This window comes from Ventrimonas faecis (assembly GCF_040096075.1).
Taxonomy (GTDB): Bacteria; Bacillota; Clostridia; order Lachnospirales; family Lachnospiraceae; genus Brotaphodocola; species Brotaphodocola faecis.
Map to the genome: position 1 here is coordinate 1 of NZ_JBBMFJ010000026.1, position 17,782 is coordinate 17,782.

At 38.9% G+C, this 17,782-nt stretch carries 17 protein-coding genes; 1 reads left to right on the forward strand and 16 read right to left on the reverse strand.

Annotation, left to right across the window (positions count from 1 at the left end; translation table 11 throughout):
- On the reverse strand, positions 1 to 306 hold a 306-nt coding region (locus WMO41_RS11795; RefSeq protein ID WP_349229911.1), incomplete at its 3' end, for a transposase.
- Positions 307 to 473: 167 nt separating this feature from the next.
- Here WMO41_RS11795 and WMO41_RS11800 point away from each other — a divergent pair.
- Positions 474 to 728 (forward strand): hypothetical protein, encoded by a 255-nt coding sequence (locus WMO41_RS11800; protein ID WP_349229912.1) that lies wholly within the window; start codon positions 474 to 476, stop codon positions 726 to 728.
- 66 nt (positions 729 to 794) lie between these two features.
- Here the strand turns inward: WMO41_RS11800 and WMO41_RS15920 are convergent, their stop codons facing one another.
- The 15 genes from WMO41_RS15920 to WMO41_RS11870 all read right to left on the reverse strand — a co-directional run bounded on the left by WMO41_RS15920 (position 795) and on the right by WMO41_RS11870 (position 17,770).
- A complete protein-coding gene (locus WMO41_RS15920; RefSeq protein ID WP_350340424.1) occupies positions 795 to 923 on the reverse strand; it encodes a hypothetical protein in 129 nt (42 codons plus the stop codon).
- Positions 865 to 1,563 (reverse strand): IS66 family transposase, encoded by a 699-nt coding sequence (locus WMO41_RS11805; protein WP_349229913.1) that lies wholly within the window; start codon positions 1,561 to 1,563, stop codon positions 865 to 867. Before WMO41_RS11805 ends, WMO41_RS15920 begins: the two co-directional genes overlap by 59 nt.
- The gene (locus WMO41_RS11810; RefSeq protein ID WP_349229914.1) at positions 1,500 to 2,117 is read right to left on the reverse strand and encodes an IS66 family transposase; all 618 of its coding nucleotides are present in this window, start codon (positions 2,115 to 2,117) and stop codon (positions 1,500 to 1,502) included. Before WMO41_RS11810 ends, WMO41_RS11805 begins: the two co-directional genes overlap by 64 nt.
- Before the next feature lie 170 nt (positions 2,118 to 2,287).
- On the reverse strand, positions 2,288 to 3,283 hold the full coding sequence (locus tag WMO41_RS11815; RefSeq protein WP_349229915.1) for a hypothetical protein: 996 nt from the start codon (positions 3,281 to 3,283) through the stop codon (positions 2,288 to 2,290).
- Between the two features lie 193 nt (positions 3,284 to 3,476).
- Positions 3,477 to 4,592 carry a UDP-galactopyranose mutase gene (glf, locus tag WMO41_RS11820; RefSeq protein WP_349229916.1) on the reverse strand — a complete coding sequence of 372 codons (1,116 nt, stop codon included), beginning with the start codon at positions 4,590 to 4,592 and terminating at the stop codon, positions 3,477 to 3,479.
- Between the two features lie 16 nt (positions 4,593 to 4,608).
- Positions 4,609 to 5,529, reverse strand: a complete 921-nt coding sequence (locus WMO41_RS11825) for a nucleotidyltransferase family protein (protein ID WP_349229917.1) — start codon at positions 5,527 to 5,529, stop codon at positions 4,609 to 4,611.
- Between the two features lie 132 nt (positions 5,530 to 5,661).
- Positions 5,662 to 6,225 carry a hypothetical protein gene (locus WMO41_RS11830; protein WP_349229918.1) on the reverse strand — a complete coding sequence of 188 codons (564 nt, stop codon included), beginning with the start codon at positions 6,223 to 6,225 and terminating at the stop codon, positions 5,662 to 5,664.
- A complete protein-coding gene (locus WMO41_RS11835) occupies positions 6,225 to 7,511 on the reverse strand; it encodes an ATP-binding protein (RefSeq protein WP_349229919.1) in 1,287 nt (428 codons plus the stop codon). Before WMO41_RS11835 ends, WMO41_RS11830 begins: the two co-directional genes overlap by 1 nt.
- A 3-nt stretch (positions 7,512 to 7,514) precedes the next feature.
- Positions 7,515 to 9,551 carry a hypothetical protein gene (locus WMO41_RS11840; protein WP_349229920.1) on the reverse strand — a complete coding sequence of 679 codons (2,037 nt, stop codon included), beginning with the start codon at positions 9,549 to 9,551 and terminating at the stop codon, positions 7,515 to 7,517.
- A 302-nt stretch (positions 9,552 to 9,853) separates the two neighbouring features.
- Positions 9,854 to 10,993, reverse strand: coding sequence for an acyltransferase family protein (locus WMO41_RS11845; protein ID WP_349229921.1), 1,140 nt, complete (start codon positions 10,991 to 10,993; stop codon positions 9,854 to 9,856).
- 31 nt (positions 10,994 to 11,024) lie between these two features.
- Positions 11,025 to 11,438 (reverse strand): GtrA family protein, encoded by a 414-nt coding sequence (locus WMO41_RS11850; protein ID WP_349229922.1) that lies wholly within the window; start codon positions 11,436 to 11,438, stop codon positions 11,025 to 11,027.
- Between the two features lie 18 nt (positions 11,439 to 11,456).
- Positions 11,457 to 13,505 carry a hypothetical protein gene (locus tag WMO41_RS11855; RefSeq protein WP_349229923.1) on the reverse strand — a complete coding sequence of 683 codons (2,049 nt, stop codon included), beginning with the start codon at positions 13,503 to 13,505 and terminating at the stop codon, positions 11,457 to 11,459.
- A gap of 19 nt (positions 13,506 to 13,524) precedes the next feature.
- Positions 13,525 to 14,463: a glycosyltransferase family 2 protein gene (locus WMO41_RS11860; RefSeq protein ID WP_118721265.1), complete on the reverse strand. Its 939-nt coding sequence runs from the start codon at positions 14,461 to 14,463 to the stop codon at positions 13,525 to 13,527.
- Between the two features lie 21 nt (positions 14,464 to 14,484).
- Positions 14,485 to 16,296, reverse strand: a complete 1,812-nt coding sequence (locus WMO41_RS11865) for a glycosyltransferase family protein (protein ID WP_349229924.1) — start codon at positions 16,294 to 16,296, stop codon at positions 14,485 to 14,487.
- Between the two features lie 76 nt (positions 16,297 to 16,372).
- On the reverse strand, positions 16,373 to 17,770 hold the full coding sequence (locus WMO41_RS11870) for a hypothetical protein (protein WP_349229925.1): 1,398 nt from the start codon (positions 17,768 to 17,770) through the stop codon (positions 16,373 to 16,375).
- Positions 17,771 to 17,782 lie beyond the last annotated feature (12 nt).

Here is a 17,782-nt window from a genome sequence, read left to right on the forward strand (position 1 = left end):
TTCAAAGGTCGATTTCCGATCCTGTGGGACCTCGATTTCCATAGAGCCATATCGGCTGTTTACCTGCTTGCGTTTATAACCGTTACGATAATCGTCATTGTCAGAACGCTGGGATTTCTCATATCCAAGATGGTCATCCATTTCAGCCTCCATCATTTCTTTAATGGTGCCGCCCAGAAGATCTTTGAGTGCATCCTGGATATCTTCTGCGGTCTCGATATCGTATTCTTCGAGAAGCTGGCGGATGATGTTCCTTTTTCCTTCAGTCATTTCAACTCTGTGAACTGGTTTCTTTTCTTTTGCCATAGTAAAAGGCCCTCCTAATGATATTTATTGTATCATAGAAGGACCTTACTTAGGTTATTTTACAGAAAAAGTTTCATAGGCTCGAAGGACGTATCAACGATAATTTTAACGAATGGATTCAAAAACGATTAAATTATTTACCAGGGGATACTCGGCCTGAACAATATTTGCTTGAGCTTCTAAGAGATAACAAAAATTCACAGCATGAATTGGCGCTACTCTGGCAAACAGATTTTGAATTTGAAAATTCTATTGAGCAAGCACTCAGTGCAGGTAAGCATAATGAATTTCACTATCTTGCCAAGCAATTGAATCTTAATGAGGCGCAAGTACGAATAGATGTTATTCGAACAATTAAAAAATCTATCCCTGAAGATATTAAATTGCTTGAAACAACTATACACTCACTCCTTGGATGTTAAGAATATGCCAATCAGCGCTCACTAAGTAAAGTCAAATCCTTCGCTCCACGCCAAATACAGCGCCGCTTATTTGCGGCGCTTGTAACATTCAGCCGGAAGGTCTTTTGACCACGGCATGAGTGGTTCTAAATCTTTTTCATCTATGCTTCCATCGGCACGAACAACCTGCGTCAGTTCTGTCAGCAAATGCTTCATGTAGTAGTAAACATTCAGGCCATTTGCCCGAGCGGTCTGCCTGTATCTTTCGGAGCCAGAAAAAGAATTCTTCAACCAGAGGCTTGATGGAAGCCTGCCGCTCTTTTAAGCGCTCTTCTGGAGTCAGCTCCTTCAAAGCTCCTTCCAGATCATAAATAGCGCCGATTCTTACAAGTGCTTTATACGCAACAGATGACTCGACTGCTTTCGGATTGCTTTTTCCAATCGCCTTAATCGCATTTGCAAAGTGACATCTTGCGTGAGCCATGCAGTTCGCATTTTTTACACCGGTCAGATCCCGTTCCAGCTTATGATACTGTTCCAGGCCATCTGTCATAAGAACACCGTCAAAGTCCTTATAGTACGCTTTCGGATGATCACTGTGCCGCATCTTCTGGTATTCATACACAATAATCGGCGGTACCGGACTTAACTCTCCGGTGATGTGAACCCACATATAGATTGGTAATAAATAGCGTTCAGCCGTCCACACCATCCAGTTTGACATCGTCTGTTTGGACAGATTCAGGCCGTTTGCCTGGAAGTCTCTGGAAATGCAGTCAAGCGGATTGCTGTTTACATACTTGGCATTGATGATTGCGGCTTCAAGAGAAGGAGTTGCAATACTTCTCCGGAACATCGTTTCGGATGATCGCCACGGAGAAATTCATCCTGATGGGCACCATCTGTTCCAACATACACTTTTATGATATGTTTTTCCGCAGTCCATTTGGCCGGTTCGAAACGAAGCTGCCAGAAAATCTCATCCGGCATACTTTTCCAGTTTCCTTCACCGAAAGCTTCATTCAGTTCCTGTTCCAGTATATCATGAGGAATTACTTCCTGTGAAAAATCCTTCAGATCTTCTTCACGCTCTTCTTCGCGCTGACCTTTTTTCTTAGGCTTTCGCGGCATTTTTCTGGTTGAGTCAATAACCTCTTCCACAGTTGGCTCTTTGACTTTTTCATCGTAGTTAGCTTCAGCCTCATTAAAAAAAGAAAGCTGTCCGGCGATATCATCCAGTTTTTCCGTATGACGGCCAAAACGTTGCTGATTTGCTAGCCGGACCTGCTCTACGAGGTTTTCATAGTTCTGTTCCAACCAGTCAATCCGGTCCTGCATCTGGTAGATGACATCATTCTTGGTTTCATGATCCATCTTGTTCCGTTCATCTGGAGTGAATTTTTTACACATGATATCCGCCTTTCTTCATAGAAGAAGTATAACAGAAATCCGTGGTAAATTATTACAGAAAATGAATCAGAAAAACATGTACTTACTATAGTGCGTTTACTAAAAATCTGGCCGACAGAGCATGAACTCTGTCGGCCAGATTTTTCATTTTCAATTATTCTTTTCAATTACTACTCAGCTGCTGCCTCTGTATTCTCCTCTGCTGTTGTCGCAGCTGCACCCACGGTAATAGTCTTAGAGGTTACTACCGGAGCTGCTTCTTCTTTTGCTGCGGTTTCAGTAGATGCTTCCTCTGTCTGATCATCCTCCGTTACCTCGCTGCAGGTTACGCTGATCTGAATCTTATTGTTCTTATAGGTCAGAGAATAGCTGTTGCCGCTGTCGGTCTTGCCTTCACGGGTCAGATTGGTAACGCCCTGTTCGCGCTGTCCCTGTACATAATCGGTCACTGCCTTACCTTCCGTGTCGCCCAATGCTGCAACTACGCTCTGCTCATATGCAGTGTTATAGAGGTTACGGTCTGCCTCCGGAGCTGCATCATAGACATAAACAAGATCTACTGCGTTTGCCTTATCTTTCGCACTGTTCCACATGCTGAATTTATAAAAATCTCCGGAATTGCTGTCGTGGAAGGTACGGGATACTTCCAGATTATCCTCAGTGGTCAGAATCTGCACAGAGTTATCTGTACGTGCTGCAGCAAGTGTCTTCGTAATCTTGTTGATGATCACCTTTAACTCAGAAATGTAGCTTCTGCGGGTTGTGCTGACTGCCGCATTCTTATCTTTTGCTTCAGATGCTGCAACCTTTGCTGCTGCAACGGTCTTACCCGGATTCGGCTTGCTTGCCTTCTTTGCCGCTTCTCTGTTCTCACGATCGATATCTTCCTGGGACTTTTCCTGACGCACTCCCTCGGAATTCAGCCAGTAGCCATCTACCGTAGTATCTGTCATGCGGTAGCCATCCGGATCCAGGTGATAAACCAGCTGGGTATCCGGATCGGTAAACCAGTTGCCAGACGGCCAGTTGCCATTATCGTATACATATTTCTGCTTGTCACCGTATGGGGTGCTCTCTGTTACCCAGCCTGCTGCAAATGCGGTGATACCGGTAGATAAGGTCATAGCAGCTGCAACTGCCGCAATACCAAGTGCTTTCTTTCTCATATTGAATTTACCTCCAATGTAATTTTCCTTTTCATGATCGTCAATGAAACTTTTCGTCATATACTTTTCTTAACATATAGAAGCATACCATAAATCAAAGTTCTCTACAACTATCTGAAAAGTGAAGATTTTATGACTTTACACTAAGATAAATGTTAAAAAAATGTAATATACCTTGAAAAAACAGCTGTAATCAGGCCAGTTCCTTATCGCACATATCCAATGCGGAGGCAATCACTGCATCCATATCATAATACTTATACTCACCCAGGCGACCGCCGAATACGATCTTCTTTTCCTGCTCTGCCAGCTTTTTGTATTCTGCATAGAGATTTCCGTTCTTCTCATCATTGACCGGATAATACGGCTCATCTCCCGGCTTCCACTCGGAGCTGTACTCACGACTGATCACCGTCTTCGGAATCTCATTGCCCTCGTCATCCTTGCCGAACTCAAACCACTTATGCTCAATGATACGGGTCCACGGCGTCTCTGCGTCGGTATAGTTTACAGCCGCATTTCCCTGGAAATTCGGCTTGTCCAAAAGTTCTGTCTCAAAGCGTACGGAGCGGTACTCCAATGCGCCAAGCTTAAAATCAAAGTATGCGTCAATTGCTCCGGTATAGATGACCTTCTCAGCCAGCTTGTCGTAAGCTTCCTTTTCGGCCAGATAATCCACACCAAGCTTCACCTCAATGCCCTCCAGCATATTGGCAACCATCTTCGTGTAGCCCCCCATCGGAATACCCTGATATAACGCATTAAAATAGTTGTTATCAAAGGTAAGGCGAACCGGCAGACGCTTGATGATAAATGCCGGAAGCTCGGAACATGGTCTGCCCCACTGCTTCTCCGTGTAGCCTTTTACCAGCTTCTCATAAATATCGGTACCAATCAGACTGATAGCCTGCTCTTCCAGGTTCTTCGGCTCGGTAATGCCTGCAGCCTTTTTCTGCTCCTCAATCTTCGCAGCAGCCTCTTCCGGCGTCACAACGCCCCACATCTTATTGAAGGTATACATATTGAACGGCAGAGAATATAACTCCCCATGATAATTTGCTACCGGAGAGTTTGTAAAACGGTTGAACTCTGCAAACTGGTTCACATACTCCCAGACCTTGCGGTTATTGGTATGGAAAATATGTGCGCCATACTTGTGCACGTGGATTTTTTCCACATCCTCGGTATAAACATTGCCTGCAATATTTGGGCGCTTATCAATCACCAGAACAGACTTTCCATGTTTCTTTGCCTCATGCGCAAATACCGCGCCGTAAAGGCCGGCTCCTACTACCAGATAATCGTACATTGTCATATCCTCCTGCTTAAAATAATTTTTCCTTATAAACGCCTTGCTGAATCAGCGCCTGAATGGAATCCACCACAACCTGCTTGTCCTCTTTATAGGTAACACCAAACCAGCGGTCTCCGGTCTCCAGAACCTTCACACGGGCTTTCTGTTCTGCCAGAAGCTTATCAATGATCTTCGGAAGCAGATACTCTGCCTTCATGGCATCGTCCCCAAGGCTATCCAGAAATCCGGCAAACCCATCCTCCAGCATCTCCAGAAATCTCGGCGGCAGCCCCCACATGTTCATGGATACATGCTGGTCTTCACTCACGGAAACCGGCTGTTTCTGCTCATCACAGGCTGTCAGCACACCAGCCTTCATCTGAATCTCGTAAGTCTCTGTTACACGCTGTAAATAGCCATTTGCGTCCACAGAGCAGACGCCACGGGTCACACCGCCATTATCACTCAACGTATTGGAAAGGATGAACCCGGCCATGCAGATATCATAAACCGGATTTTCTGTATCCATTTCCGTGGTCATATAATTATAGAGCTTTACGAAGGCCTCTTTTCCGTAATAGTCATCCGCATTGATCACAATAAACGGTTCCTTCAACAGATCCCTGACACACAGAACCGCCTGCCCAGTTCCCCACGGCTTCGTTCTGCCCCAGGTATTCCTGCGGCCTCCCGGAAGCTCATCTACTGACTGGTATGCATATTCTACCGACACCAGTTTCTCAATCCGCTTTCCAATAATCTCCTTAAAATCCTCTTCGATATCCTTGCGGATAATGAAAACCACTTTGTTGCAGCCTGCCTCTAAGGCATCATGGATAGAATAATCCATGATGATCTCACCATTCGGGCCGACCGGCTCCAGCTGCTTGATGCCGCCGCCAAAACGGCTGCCAATTCCTGCTGCCATGACAACCAGTGTTACGTTCTTCATTTGTGTTCTCCTCCACCAATATTTTATTTATATCATCTTATCTACTAGCCCTTTATCGTTTCAATCAAACAATTCACGGAAAAATAGCATGCAATGTACGCCTACCACAGTCTGCCACAGGACAGTATTATTTTATAAACGCAAATAATCCGCGAACTGTTCCTGTGTATATGTATGGACTTCCCGAAAATACAATCCCATATAGCGTTCCAAATCAAATAAAATCAGTTCTTTGTTCGCTTTGCCTGCTATATAATCTCCAATTTTATTTCTGGAAACAGAATCCTGTGTTTTTTCTTTTTTCTGCTGATTTGGAAGCGGGTTCTTTTCCTGATTATACACTACAATAAACACAGCATTTTCTCTTGCTGTAAGCACCGTACTTCCGGTAATATCTCCAAAAATCAAGAGACTGTCCCGAAGCTTGTCTTTGATCTTACGATTATTCACTGTTCCATTCTTAAATTCAACAAACGCAATCTTATTTTTCCACACTGTCAGTGCATCTACCGAAGCCACAGCCTCTTCAGAGCATCCATAATGATTCGCATAGCATGTTTTCACTCTGTCAAAATCAACCACACTCAAATTGGATTCTGTTAGATATTGCACATTCATTTTATCACTATCGTCCTTCGATGTCTCCTTCAATGTTGTCTTGTTATCCCGAAAAAGTGTATAATCGTTTAAATTCATCACAGGCGACCTCTCTCGTTTTCCAACGTCTGCAACGGCTTCGCCAATTTGCCGTAAATTTTCTCGATACAGTTTGTAACGTCTTCTATTCTGGCCGCCACTCCGTCCGAAGAAGAAAGATAGTATTTACATTGAGCCGCAATCCCGTACTTTGCAGAATAAACTTCAATTGCATTCAAAAAATATGGACTATGCGTATTCAATAAAACATGAATTTCAAACTCTCTCTGAATTAGCACGATCAATTCTGCAAACAACAGCTGCCATTCCGGATGTAAATGAATCTCCGGCTCATCCAGAATCACAACTCCATTCTGTTCTATCACGCCCTTTTCCAGGAGCAGTTTTAAAATAACAAACGTTTTCAATCCCATCGACAAGTTATGAACACTGAGAACTTTATCAGAATCAGGTTTCCTATAACCTACCTCAGAACGTTTACCCCTGACGATTTCCCCCACAAAAACGGATGACAATTTATTATAAATCTCATTCAATTTATCTTTTGCGATAATCTCATCTACAAGATTTTCCTTTTTAGCAGGAGAAAAAAGTTTTCTGCGCAGATGATTTCTATGGTCTGAATAACGGGATGAAAAAATACCCAAAACAGCTCTCGGTTCGTCCAAAACAAACGGATCATCCAGATAAATTGCTTCCGTATTCAATGATAATTCATCAGATAGCTTAACTTTTGTTTCCGCATCTGGCGTTAAATGTACGGTTATCTTTTCCCCTTTTATGTTCAAGCATATTTCTCCGGTCTGTTCCGAATAAAGATTACACACCTGGTCATCAAACTCCGCTGTAATTCGTTTGTCCAAGACCGCACTGTAAAAATCAGAATCCTTCACTTTCAACACACGTTCTATCGATGCAACCGTTTTTTCCAGAGTTTGTTCTGAAAAATCCATGTCACCCAGGTATGAAAGCAAATAGTCTTTCACATCGTTCGTATGATGCAGAAGGATATCCAACGCCATATCGGCCGTATTCCATCTCTGCATGCCATTTATTCCCGAATTATAAATGAAATATAACCGATCCAGTAAATTTTCAACACTATCCGCGCGCTGCTGTTTTACCTGATTTTCAATATCGTAAAAGCTATTGAACACTGCAAACAAAGCTCTTCCCACAGTGCTCTTTCCTGTATTATTTTCACCGGCAATTACCGTGATTCCATTGATTTCAATGTCAGCCTGCTCCACTTTTGCAATATTTTTTAATGATAGTTTCACACTTATTCCTTTCTGCTCATGACAGCCTCTATACACTGTAGGCATCACTTATTCTTTCCATTCTTTCTCCAGTTTCTTTCGAACAGAAGCTCTAATCTTATCCTCATTGAGTCCTTTAAAGCAAAATGATACAATCACAACAGAAACGACTACATATAACACATCCAACAGATACTTAATATAATCATAGCGTATTTGCACTTTCTCTGTAACCTCATTGACTGAAAACACCCATTTCCCTGTTATCAATATCAGTGCCAGAAATCCTATGACCAAACCGCCCGTAACCACACCATATATTTTTAGTCGGCGTTTTGTTCTTATATCTGTTTCTGAATCGATATATTTCTGCCTTTGTTCCGCCTTCGTTTTTTCAATGCTTTCTTTTAATTGTTGCTCAAGGTATGCATTTTCATTCATTAAGGCATTTACCTGCGCGTCTGCCTTATCCTTTTCCGCCTCTACTGCAGCTGCAGTTTCCCGTTTTGCTTTTTCATTTTCCTCAGCTAAAATCTGATTGATCACATACTGATGTGAAATTTCCACGATTTGTTCGGAATTTAAATCTTTATAGTCATGCTGCAGTTTCTCCGCTATATCAAAAATAATCGTTTCTTTCATATCAACCGGTTCCTGTAATGCAATAACCGACTTCAATATTTCCATTTTTCTTGCATCGGCAGGCTCATTCTCTGAAAAACTAAAATTCAGAAATCTTGTAAAAGCAGAGTAATCATCTGCTGTTGTTCTGCCCGCATACTGAAGAATAATCGAATACCATACACTCGGCAGAACAACGGTAGGAATTGCTCCCGGTCGTTTTTCTCTTTCCCATCCAGAGAAAGCGTGATCCGCTGTGATCAGATAGTGATCTGTCGCAAAGAAGTTTTCTCCCTTTTTTTCTCTGTTCCGTTCCTGTATGTACAGATAATTATTAATATCCGCCTTTATGGAAGGATCATAGGTATTTCTTCTATGTTCAATTTTGTACTGCTTTAACGATTCGAACTGTTCCGCGTATTCCTTTTTGTTCCGACCGGAATAATCATCGAATGTGACTTGTTTGAATCGGGATAAAATTTTGGATGTCCGCATTCGTAAATCCCGTTCAAAGGAACTGTAATCGCTGGTTCTGTTAACAGGATCTTTCGTCCATTCCACATACTGTTCGTAAAAAGCACTGTTGCTCATTCTATCATCCAGACACGATATCGCACGAACCGAAAGCGGCGCTGAATCTGCCAACAATGCTTTGATCTGACCAACATAATAACGAATGGTATCGTTTAATTCACTTCTTGTGTGATTTGAATATAATATCTCAACTCCAGTTTCCTTGCATTTCAAAATAAACGCATCAATTACCAGTTTCCGTTTTTCATTATTTAATCCTATCAGCCGGAATACAATATTTGTGTCAAGATAAAATTTCTTCTGATTAAAAATGGTTTGATAAACAGTCTTATCTTTGCGTACTGTCATCATACAATAATCAAAACAACACGAAATCAACTGATAAACACAACGGTTCTTGTCCAGATTATCCCAGTAAATAAATGCATTTAAAATCTTCTTCTCATCCGTAGAATAATCACAATTTGCCGCTTTCATCCCCAGATGTTCGCCATTCATCAGGGCCTGTATTGTTTCGGCATTGGAATTGAACACATCATAAAGATATTTTACCAGCAAATCACAAAATGCCTTTTCCGAAATATCAAGTTCTTCATGCTCCTTTAAAAACAGTTCCACGATTTTTCTAATCGAGGAGTCATCTGTTTTCTTTCTGATTTTTTCATATTCTTCGGGGGTTATAGAATATGCCTTAAGCACTTCATCTCTCGTTTCATTGATCTGAATAATCCTATTCTGATTTTTATTATAAATAGTCCCAATTATTTCGGAATCCGAAAAATCAAGTGCATATTTATCCCTGATATCCGCAATAATATCGGTAATTGTCAACCCCGTATTGTATTTATCAAACAAAACAAGTGCTATCATTTTTTCCAAGTTTTTATTGAATGTACTTGCTTTATTTTCCCCAAACATCAATGCCAATCTTAAATAACTGCTACGTTCCAATAAAAAAGTCCTCTTTTCCTCTGTATTGTATTACTTTACGAAATATTTTTCTTAGCAATCTTCTTTCCCTATCATGGTTTTGTTTCAAAAACAGCCACTCTGCTTCTCAAATAAAGTCATGATACTCATTTTTAGACAAACCAAGGAAATTTACGATAAACTCCCTGCATAGTCTATCTGGCAGTATGTAGACGCTCCATCGAAAATGACAGTTCGATGGAGCGTCTAGCTCATTATAACATTCGGTGCTTTGTCTTCTCCATTCTTATAAAATGAAATATAACCTTTTAATTTCCGTACAGTTAAATTTTCGTTCTGAAACGTCTTATAAAAAATCCACATCCATTATCCAACATATTTTTCCCAAAAGTGCCTACAGCACATACTATTATGCTTGATATGGTTACAATTAACGTCGCACTCATAACGTAAGCCAATTTTCCTGTAATATGCGGAAATAAACGTAATGTCAACTCTGCTAACTGATCAAGAATTGTGAATTTCTCCAAAAAAGAAATAACTATCGGATGTATAAGGTAAATTCCAAATGAATACGATGCCACTTTACATAATGCTCTATCCCATTTTCTAAGATAATTAGATGCTAACGAAAAGCAAAATATTGCCATCATACTTGCACTTATTACCCCAATAGAACTGTACCAATATAAAATATTACATGCTGAATCATCTATGGTATTATATCTAGACAGCTGAATCAACATTCTAATACCATTTACAAATAAAAAAGCCACTAATGAAAGTACTATATAACTTTTTTTCACAATTTTTTCTTTATATTTATATATCAAATGCCCCCACACTATTTCTATTGCAGCAGGAAACAGAGCAGCAAATGCATGATGTCCAAACATGCCGAACTGATTATTAGAACAATCATTCCAAACAAGAAGCAACAATGATATTATACAAAAATGTATTTCTCTTTGTTTACTTTCTTCCAAATACGAAATAAAAGCGTATATCACTGGTGAAAGTATCATCACTAAAATATATACATACAAATACCAAAAATGACCCAATCCATTAATTGCATTATTCCACCCCAATACCCCCCTAGCGAGAATTGCGAAATCTTCTTTTTTATGAATCTGTACCGAAAAAACATCATTTAACAAGTAATTGTTAATTAAAAAGAAACTTAGAAAACTCACAATAAACATAGGTACGATAATTGTCTTCAGCGTCCTTTTTAGAACCCTTCTATAACTGAAGTTTCTATACAGGAAAAAACCGGCAATTAACCAAAAAATTGCAACTCCATCTGCCAGACAACTTGAAATGTAAGCACCGCTTATATTTCTTATTCCTGTACCAAAAATACACGTCCATGCATGCAATGCAACTACAATCAAACATCCCACCATTCGGTAAACTTCAACCGAACTATCTCTTTTAGATTTTTTCGTTTGAATAGACATTTTTCTTTTCCTCTTATATGAACAATAAACTTTAATAATTCCGAAATACAAATAATTTGCTAAATATATAGTTCACCACAGTTACTACCACTTGAACCACTAACTTTGCCAGTTTATCATTCAAACCACATAGCGTTACCATAACAAACATAATTGACATATCCATAAATAATGTCAAAACTCTTGATGAATAAAATGACAATGCTTCTCGTATCCAATTTTTCCTTTTACTCTGAAACACAAAAAAGCGACTCATAATATATGCGAATGTTACTGCTGCGACCCATGAAAAAATATTCGCCAGCTGTAATTGTACCGCACTTTTTGGTGTTAAAAAAGTTGATACACACATATAGTAAACACCAAGACTTACAACTGTTGTTAATACACCAACAATTAAATAACGAATAATTTCCTTATATTTTTCTTTAATTTCGTGGTTCATAAATTTCATTTACCTTACTCAAAAAAATAAGAGATATTTTATAACATAAAACAACGTCGGACGGATACTAAGCAAACTAAAATACCGTTCTGGTATTAAAAGTGTCCACAAATTTAAGCACACGCACACTCCAGTCAGCATGCTTAATATCTGCCAAAACGCTTTCTGTAATTTATGCTCTTTAGCAATTTCTTCCAACATAAAAATCGGAATTATCGCGCTCAAAATGATTAGCCAGCCAAAATCACTCATATATCGTTGCGTTAGCCCAGCCATTTGAATATCTAATAGCATAATCACGATAGCCATAACCATACTAGCTACACTTATTGCATAAATTCCATGTTCTTTCAATTTTTTTTTCATTTTAAAAACCAACAAACAGCACAAAGCAAGTGTATTTATTGCAAAAAAACCTCCGAATAGAAATTCAATATTCGTGAATCCTAAATAATCATTCGAAGTATTAACAATGTGCATAAACGGATATTTGGGTGAAATATTTAACGGCTGCAATAAATAACAAAATACACCTAAAAAGAAACGATCAAATATAAATCCTCGATGAGTCATATCGTTGCTTGTTAAGTTATAGTTTGCACCAAAATCAAATGGTGAATGAAATCTTGCATAATTATACCACATCATCGAACAACCAATTATAAGAAATGGGATAATGACCAGCAAAGTGTTTATAACACCTTTTTTTGAAAAAAACTCTCGTTCTTCTATAATTTCCTTTCCAAAGATTGGAAATGCCAAAAATAATATTATTGCAAGCTGCGGTCTGCTTCCTATAATCAAAGCAATCAAAAAAGATCCTATTAATAAATATCGCTTTCGTAAATATCCATCTTTTCTAGCCGCGATCCACATTGTCAATCCTAATGTTCCAAACAATAAACTACTTATGATAGGAAGAGAATACACATTCCCTGTATACACTAAATAAACTACAGCTCCTCCCCAAAAATAGAAAGACGACATCAATAAATATATTCCATAACTAAGATTACTAAAATATCTTTTTCCAATAACATAAATCAAACCAAAAGAAGCCAAACAAAACAATATCGTACACAACGTCACTACATCCCATGTGCGACATTGAGACCCCGTAATAAGTTTATATGGAATAAAGAAAAGTATTGCAGGAACCGGACCAAAATAACTATAATAACGTCCCTCAAAATACGCATAATCTATATCAAAATGTTCATTTCCTTCAGTTACCACACAATTCCAGCGAATAGCTCCATCATATGGATTGGTTGCATTTTCTAACGACTTTGGCGGCTTCCGATCAAGAAAGACCTGACCTTTTTCCAACGCATCTGCAAGCTCATTATATTGACCATATGCTGGCCAACTACCATTATCTATTGTATCCTGCATTGTTTTATTAGGTAATATCAACTGACTTATGAACAATATAGAAACTATATGCAATCCGATAAAAATGATTAATCCACATTTTTTCCATATTTTATCTATCGTCATACGCTCAGCATAAACAACTGAATTTGGTGAAAAAGTTTTAATTAATACTAGTAATAAAAATACCACACACATGCGAATCCATGAAATGGACATTGGTACAACTATATTAATTTCTGGATCATCCAGAAAAAAAGAAAAACCATTTTGTTCATTAATCTTGATTCGGATATAATTCGAAACTCCATTTAAGTGTAATCTCAAAAAATTACTTCTCGACACAGTGGAAACAATCACTTCGTCACCAAGATTCAAACCCGCGCTATTCGCTGCATCATCTGCCATAATGGTTACATTTGTTATAATTCCGGTTTCTGGTTGGCAATTAAAATATAAATTTTTAAAGTTTCCACGTACACCAACCAAATCCAGATACGCTTCGTCAGTATTTACCACCTTATATTGATTCTTCCCGATTGGCTCTATTCCCTGTTCCACACGTACGAGCGGCTTTTTAAGTTGCGGAAAAGATATAGATTCCCAATGCCGGAAATTAAATACTATTATCTCTAATATAACAGTAATCAAAAATATCTTAATTAGCACCTTAAGTATGTTTTTTCCTACCATAATTAACCATAACTCCAAATTATTTTAAAAATTGTTTAAACTGTGCGTCGATCATGTTCAACCTAAACTCAAACTGCTGACGATCTTTTTCTACAATCGTTGCTAAAATCAAACCAGCAAAGAATGATATAATTGCTGCCATCTCAATAAAACCGCAAACAATCAATGTTGGGAAATTAGGTACCAATCCTGTATGAATATATTTCATTAAAATTGGGATAAATAATCCTACTGCAACAACCGTCATAATCGCTGCCATACCGCCAAAGAATCCCATTGGTCTATAGTTTTTGTATAACCGAAAAATAGTCTTCAGCACCTTTAATCCATCCGAATAGGTATTTAATTTTGACTCGCTTCCTTCTGGACGATCACGATATTCAATAATGACATTTTCAATACGCATATTCTTTTCTACTGCATGAATGCTCATTTCCGTTTCTATCTCAAAACCTTTTGATAAAACCGGAAAACTTTTTACAAACAGATAACTGAATGCTCTATAGCCAGTCATAATGTCACGAATATTTGTTCTGAATAAACGGTTGATGGATCCTCTCACAAGGCTGTTTCCAAAATTGTGAAACGGTCGCTTGTTTTCTTCAAAATATGTAGAAGACAGACGATCTCCCACAACCATATCTGTTTTTTTCTGCAATACAAGATCCGCCATCTGGCGCCCATACTCTGCCGGGTAAGTGTCATCCCCATCAATCATAATGTAACACTCTGCATCAATTTCCCGAAACATTCGACGGATTACATTGCCTTTTCCCTGCTGATACTCATGTCGAACAACTGCGCCTGCTGCTTCTGCCAACTCCGCTGTATTATCACTTGAATTGTTATCATACACATAAATAACTGCTTCCGGCAATTCCTGTTTCCAGTCAGTAACTACTTTTGCTACTGTTTTACTCTCGTTATAGCAAGGTATTAACACAGCAATTTTATCCATTTATATTTCCCCCGTTTATCTTTATTTCGTTGCCAAATAATTTTTCCAAAATGAAATAGAAGTCATTTCGTCTTTCTTATCACGATATTTTTGTTCTATCGTTACTCGTTCTTTCTGATATCTGCCAAATAAGAGTTTACTTCTATCTCGCAATTCTCGATACTTTTCTTTATTAAATACTCGCATGCTTCCAGTTTTTAAATGCGGATTCACCGCTAAAAGCTTTTTAAACCAGAAATTATGCTCTGGTGAATAGAACCAGTCATACGCTACAATTCCCGGACCTTCTTTCAAGCGGCTTTCCGAACAAAAACGATGCCCATTATAAGTAATGCGATACAACCATTTACGTAAAAAATTTCTTGGCGGATCCTGATATACTTCATCCAGATCAATATCTAAATCTGAGAATTCCCGCAAATCAACCATTTTCTCGTTCTTCTTACTCTTTTCCCGCATAATCTGTTCACCGAGATCCTGCATGATAAATTCCGGTCCTTTTAAGAAGTCCTCGATTGCATCCAAAATCAACTCTGCCCCATTGTAATCTAATGATAACATCCGCGCACGGAATAACTTAGTCATACGATTCATAAAATCCACGTTTTGGCATACACCACTTGTAGCCCGTAAAATAAGACTATTTCTATGCACCTGATATAGCTCCATGTACGCATTAAACTTATAGGTGAATCCCATATGCCAAATGCAAATGCCATTCATGGTAATAAACTTTGCCTGATTTCGTAGGCTAAATTCCACGTCATCTCCACGAATAAATAATGGAAGCGGCAATCCATTTTTTTGAATCATCTGCATTGGAATACAGCAGAACCACCATCCCGCATACATATGCTGCCGATCCAACCATTCCTGATCACATTCCAATATATCTTTCAGCAACGTATGATCTAATAAATCCTTTTGAGGTCCATAAGAACCATTCGCATGAACAAATCCAACATCCTCATGCTGAATATTCATCTCTTCATAGCAAAGCATAGCTCCGCTGACAAAATATTCATCAAATTCAGGTTTTAACATACGGAGCAAATAATACATTCTCCGTATGCTTTCCGGTAAAATTATTACGTCGTCGTCCATCAATAAAACATGAGTAATGTTTTCCGGCTGCTCCATAGACTCAATCATGCCGCGCGTAAATCCACCGGCACCACCCACATTTTTATTGGGATGAACCGTAATTTTATCAGAATTCCATTGTTCTGGTTTTAGAGTTCTTCCATTATCAATCACATGAATCCACAAATGGTCTTTTATCTCATCATCGCTGTCCAATAATTCTTTTTGCAGCAATTGTAAGTTTGATTGAATAAACTCTTCTTTTTTGAATGTTGTCGTGGCAATCGAAAGATTCACATTTTTTCGAGTGTTCTCTAAAAATTCTCCCTCATACCAACCGCCAAACAACTTACAATCGGAATCTGTTTCTATTTCAAACGCCAGTAAAGCAGCCTCTGTTTCCGGATAATCCAAAACAATTTCCGCACATTCATTCAAGCAATAGTTTTGTTCAAATAATACCTGTTTTACAGGGCTGTGTACATCTAATGTATAGCCCACAAGACGCACTAAACATGATCCCTGAATCAAAAGGTGCAATTTTACAGCCTGCAGATTTGTATATTTCTCCCACTTATGCAGAGAAAACGCATTCAAATAAGACATAAAATCTGCCACACGGTACTTCGGTATACACAGAATATGATGTTCTGCATCATACCGCATTCTCTCTCCACGATAAAACAAATTCCACTGTGTTTCAAATTTATCTCCTGTTGGGAATAATAGGTTCTGTAATTTTAAATTCATTTCCTTAATACCTCGTTCTGTTTGCCCTTTCTCATTCTTAGGTTCTGGCACTTAAATAATACAAGACTTGCTTATTTTATAAAAGTATACTTCCCAAAATTTCACAGCCAAATTCGCGAACTGTTTTCACTTCTTCCTCCAGTTTCACACATTTTGTTTTTTCTCTTGCCTCTACTAAAAGTACGCCATCGGCCTTTTCTTTCAATGTTTTCACGGTCTCAACGCACTCTGTCATATCTTCGCCAGATATCCAGTGTAATTCCGGAAGCTGCTGTTCAAACTGTTTTCGTAATCCGTCCAGATATTCCTTTTCTACAGTTCCGGTAATCAAAACAGTCTTTCCAGTCTCTATCCGGTTTCGGATGCTCAGTGAACTTCTTATTACAAGTTCAGACTCGCTCTTTCGTCTGTCTTCCCCTGACAATTTTCGAATCAACTGATCTACTACGGAACCCAGACGTTTTTTATCTGCAGATGGAATCACGCCCAAAACCTTCATGTCATATCTTCGTTCCAGTTCCTCCGCTGTATGCAGTTTTCCTCCAACTATATAACATAATACAAAACATCCTGATACAAGAACAACACCTGCAATAGCACCAATCAATGCATACTTGATTCCATTCTTCACTAACACTTTTTTAGAAATAGATTCCGGCATAGACGGCTCTGATAAATCCTTCAATGTTTTTTCCTTATCTGTAAGTGCTTTCTGATAACTGGTATAACGATCACTCTCCGCTTTCTGAGTATCCGCAAGGTCCATATCCATCACAACATCCGTAGTTCTGTTCAGCACCTGTATCTCATGCGAACCCATTTTTTCATTGATTTCTGCCTGCTGTTCCGGAATCCGCTTCAGCAACTGTTCCAGAATTCTATCTGCTGTTCCAGAATCGATTGCCGATACAGACACGCTCACCGTATTGCTTGCATAATCTGAATCCACAGTAATTAATTCATCAATATAATTTGCTTCTATTCCCAGTTCTTCTCCAATCTGTTTCATATCTCTTCCAGCCTTTAAGGCAGATGCATATGCTTTCACATAAGCATCTGCAGGATCTGAAATCAATATTTCCGGTTCTGTCAATGTAGTATTCACATTCACTGCGATATCTGCTCTTGCTACACTTTTTGCAAATGGATCAATCTTCATCAAAACCGAATTTTCCAGATATATATCCTGAGCTGCCATCGATTTCAATAAACTTGCGATGTCACGCTCATATCCATCTTTCGTCTGCTCGTAAGCTGCTTTATCTGCCTCATATCGGTCTTTTGCCTCTTGAACCAGCTCCGTATTCTGCTGTTCCCGAGCACCAGTCGTCACTTTATATGCGCCTAAAATTACTGCTAACAAAAGCGCTGCCAATATGATCGGCCGCCACCTGCGCAGCAGATAAAATAGTAAATCAATTAAATCAATTTCCTCCTCATAATTTATGTAGTTGTTGCTATTCACTGAATTCATATCATTCTCCCT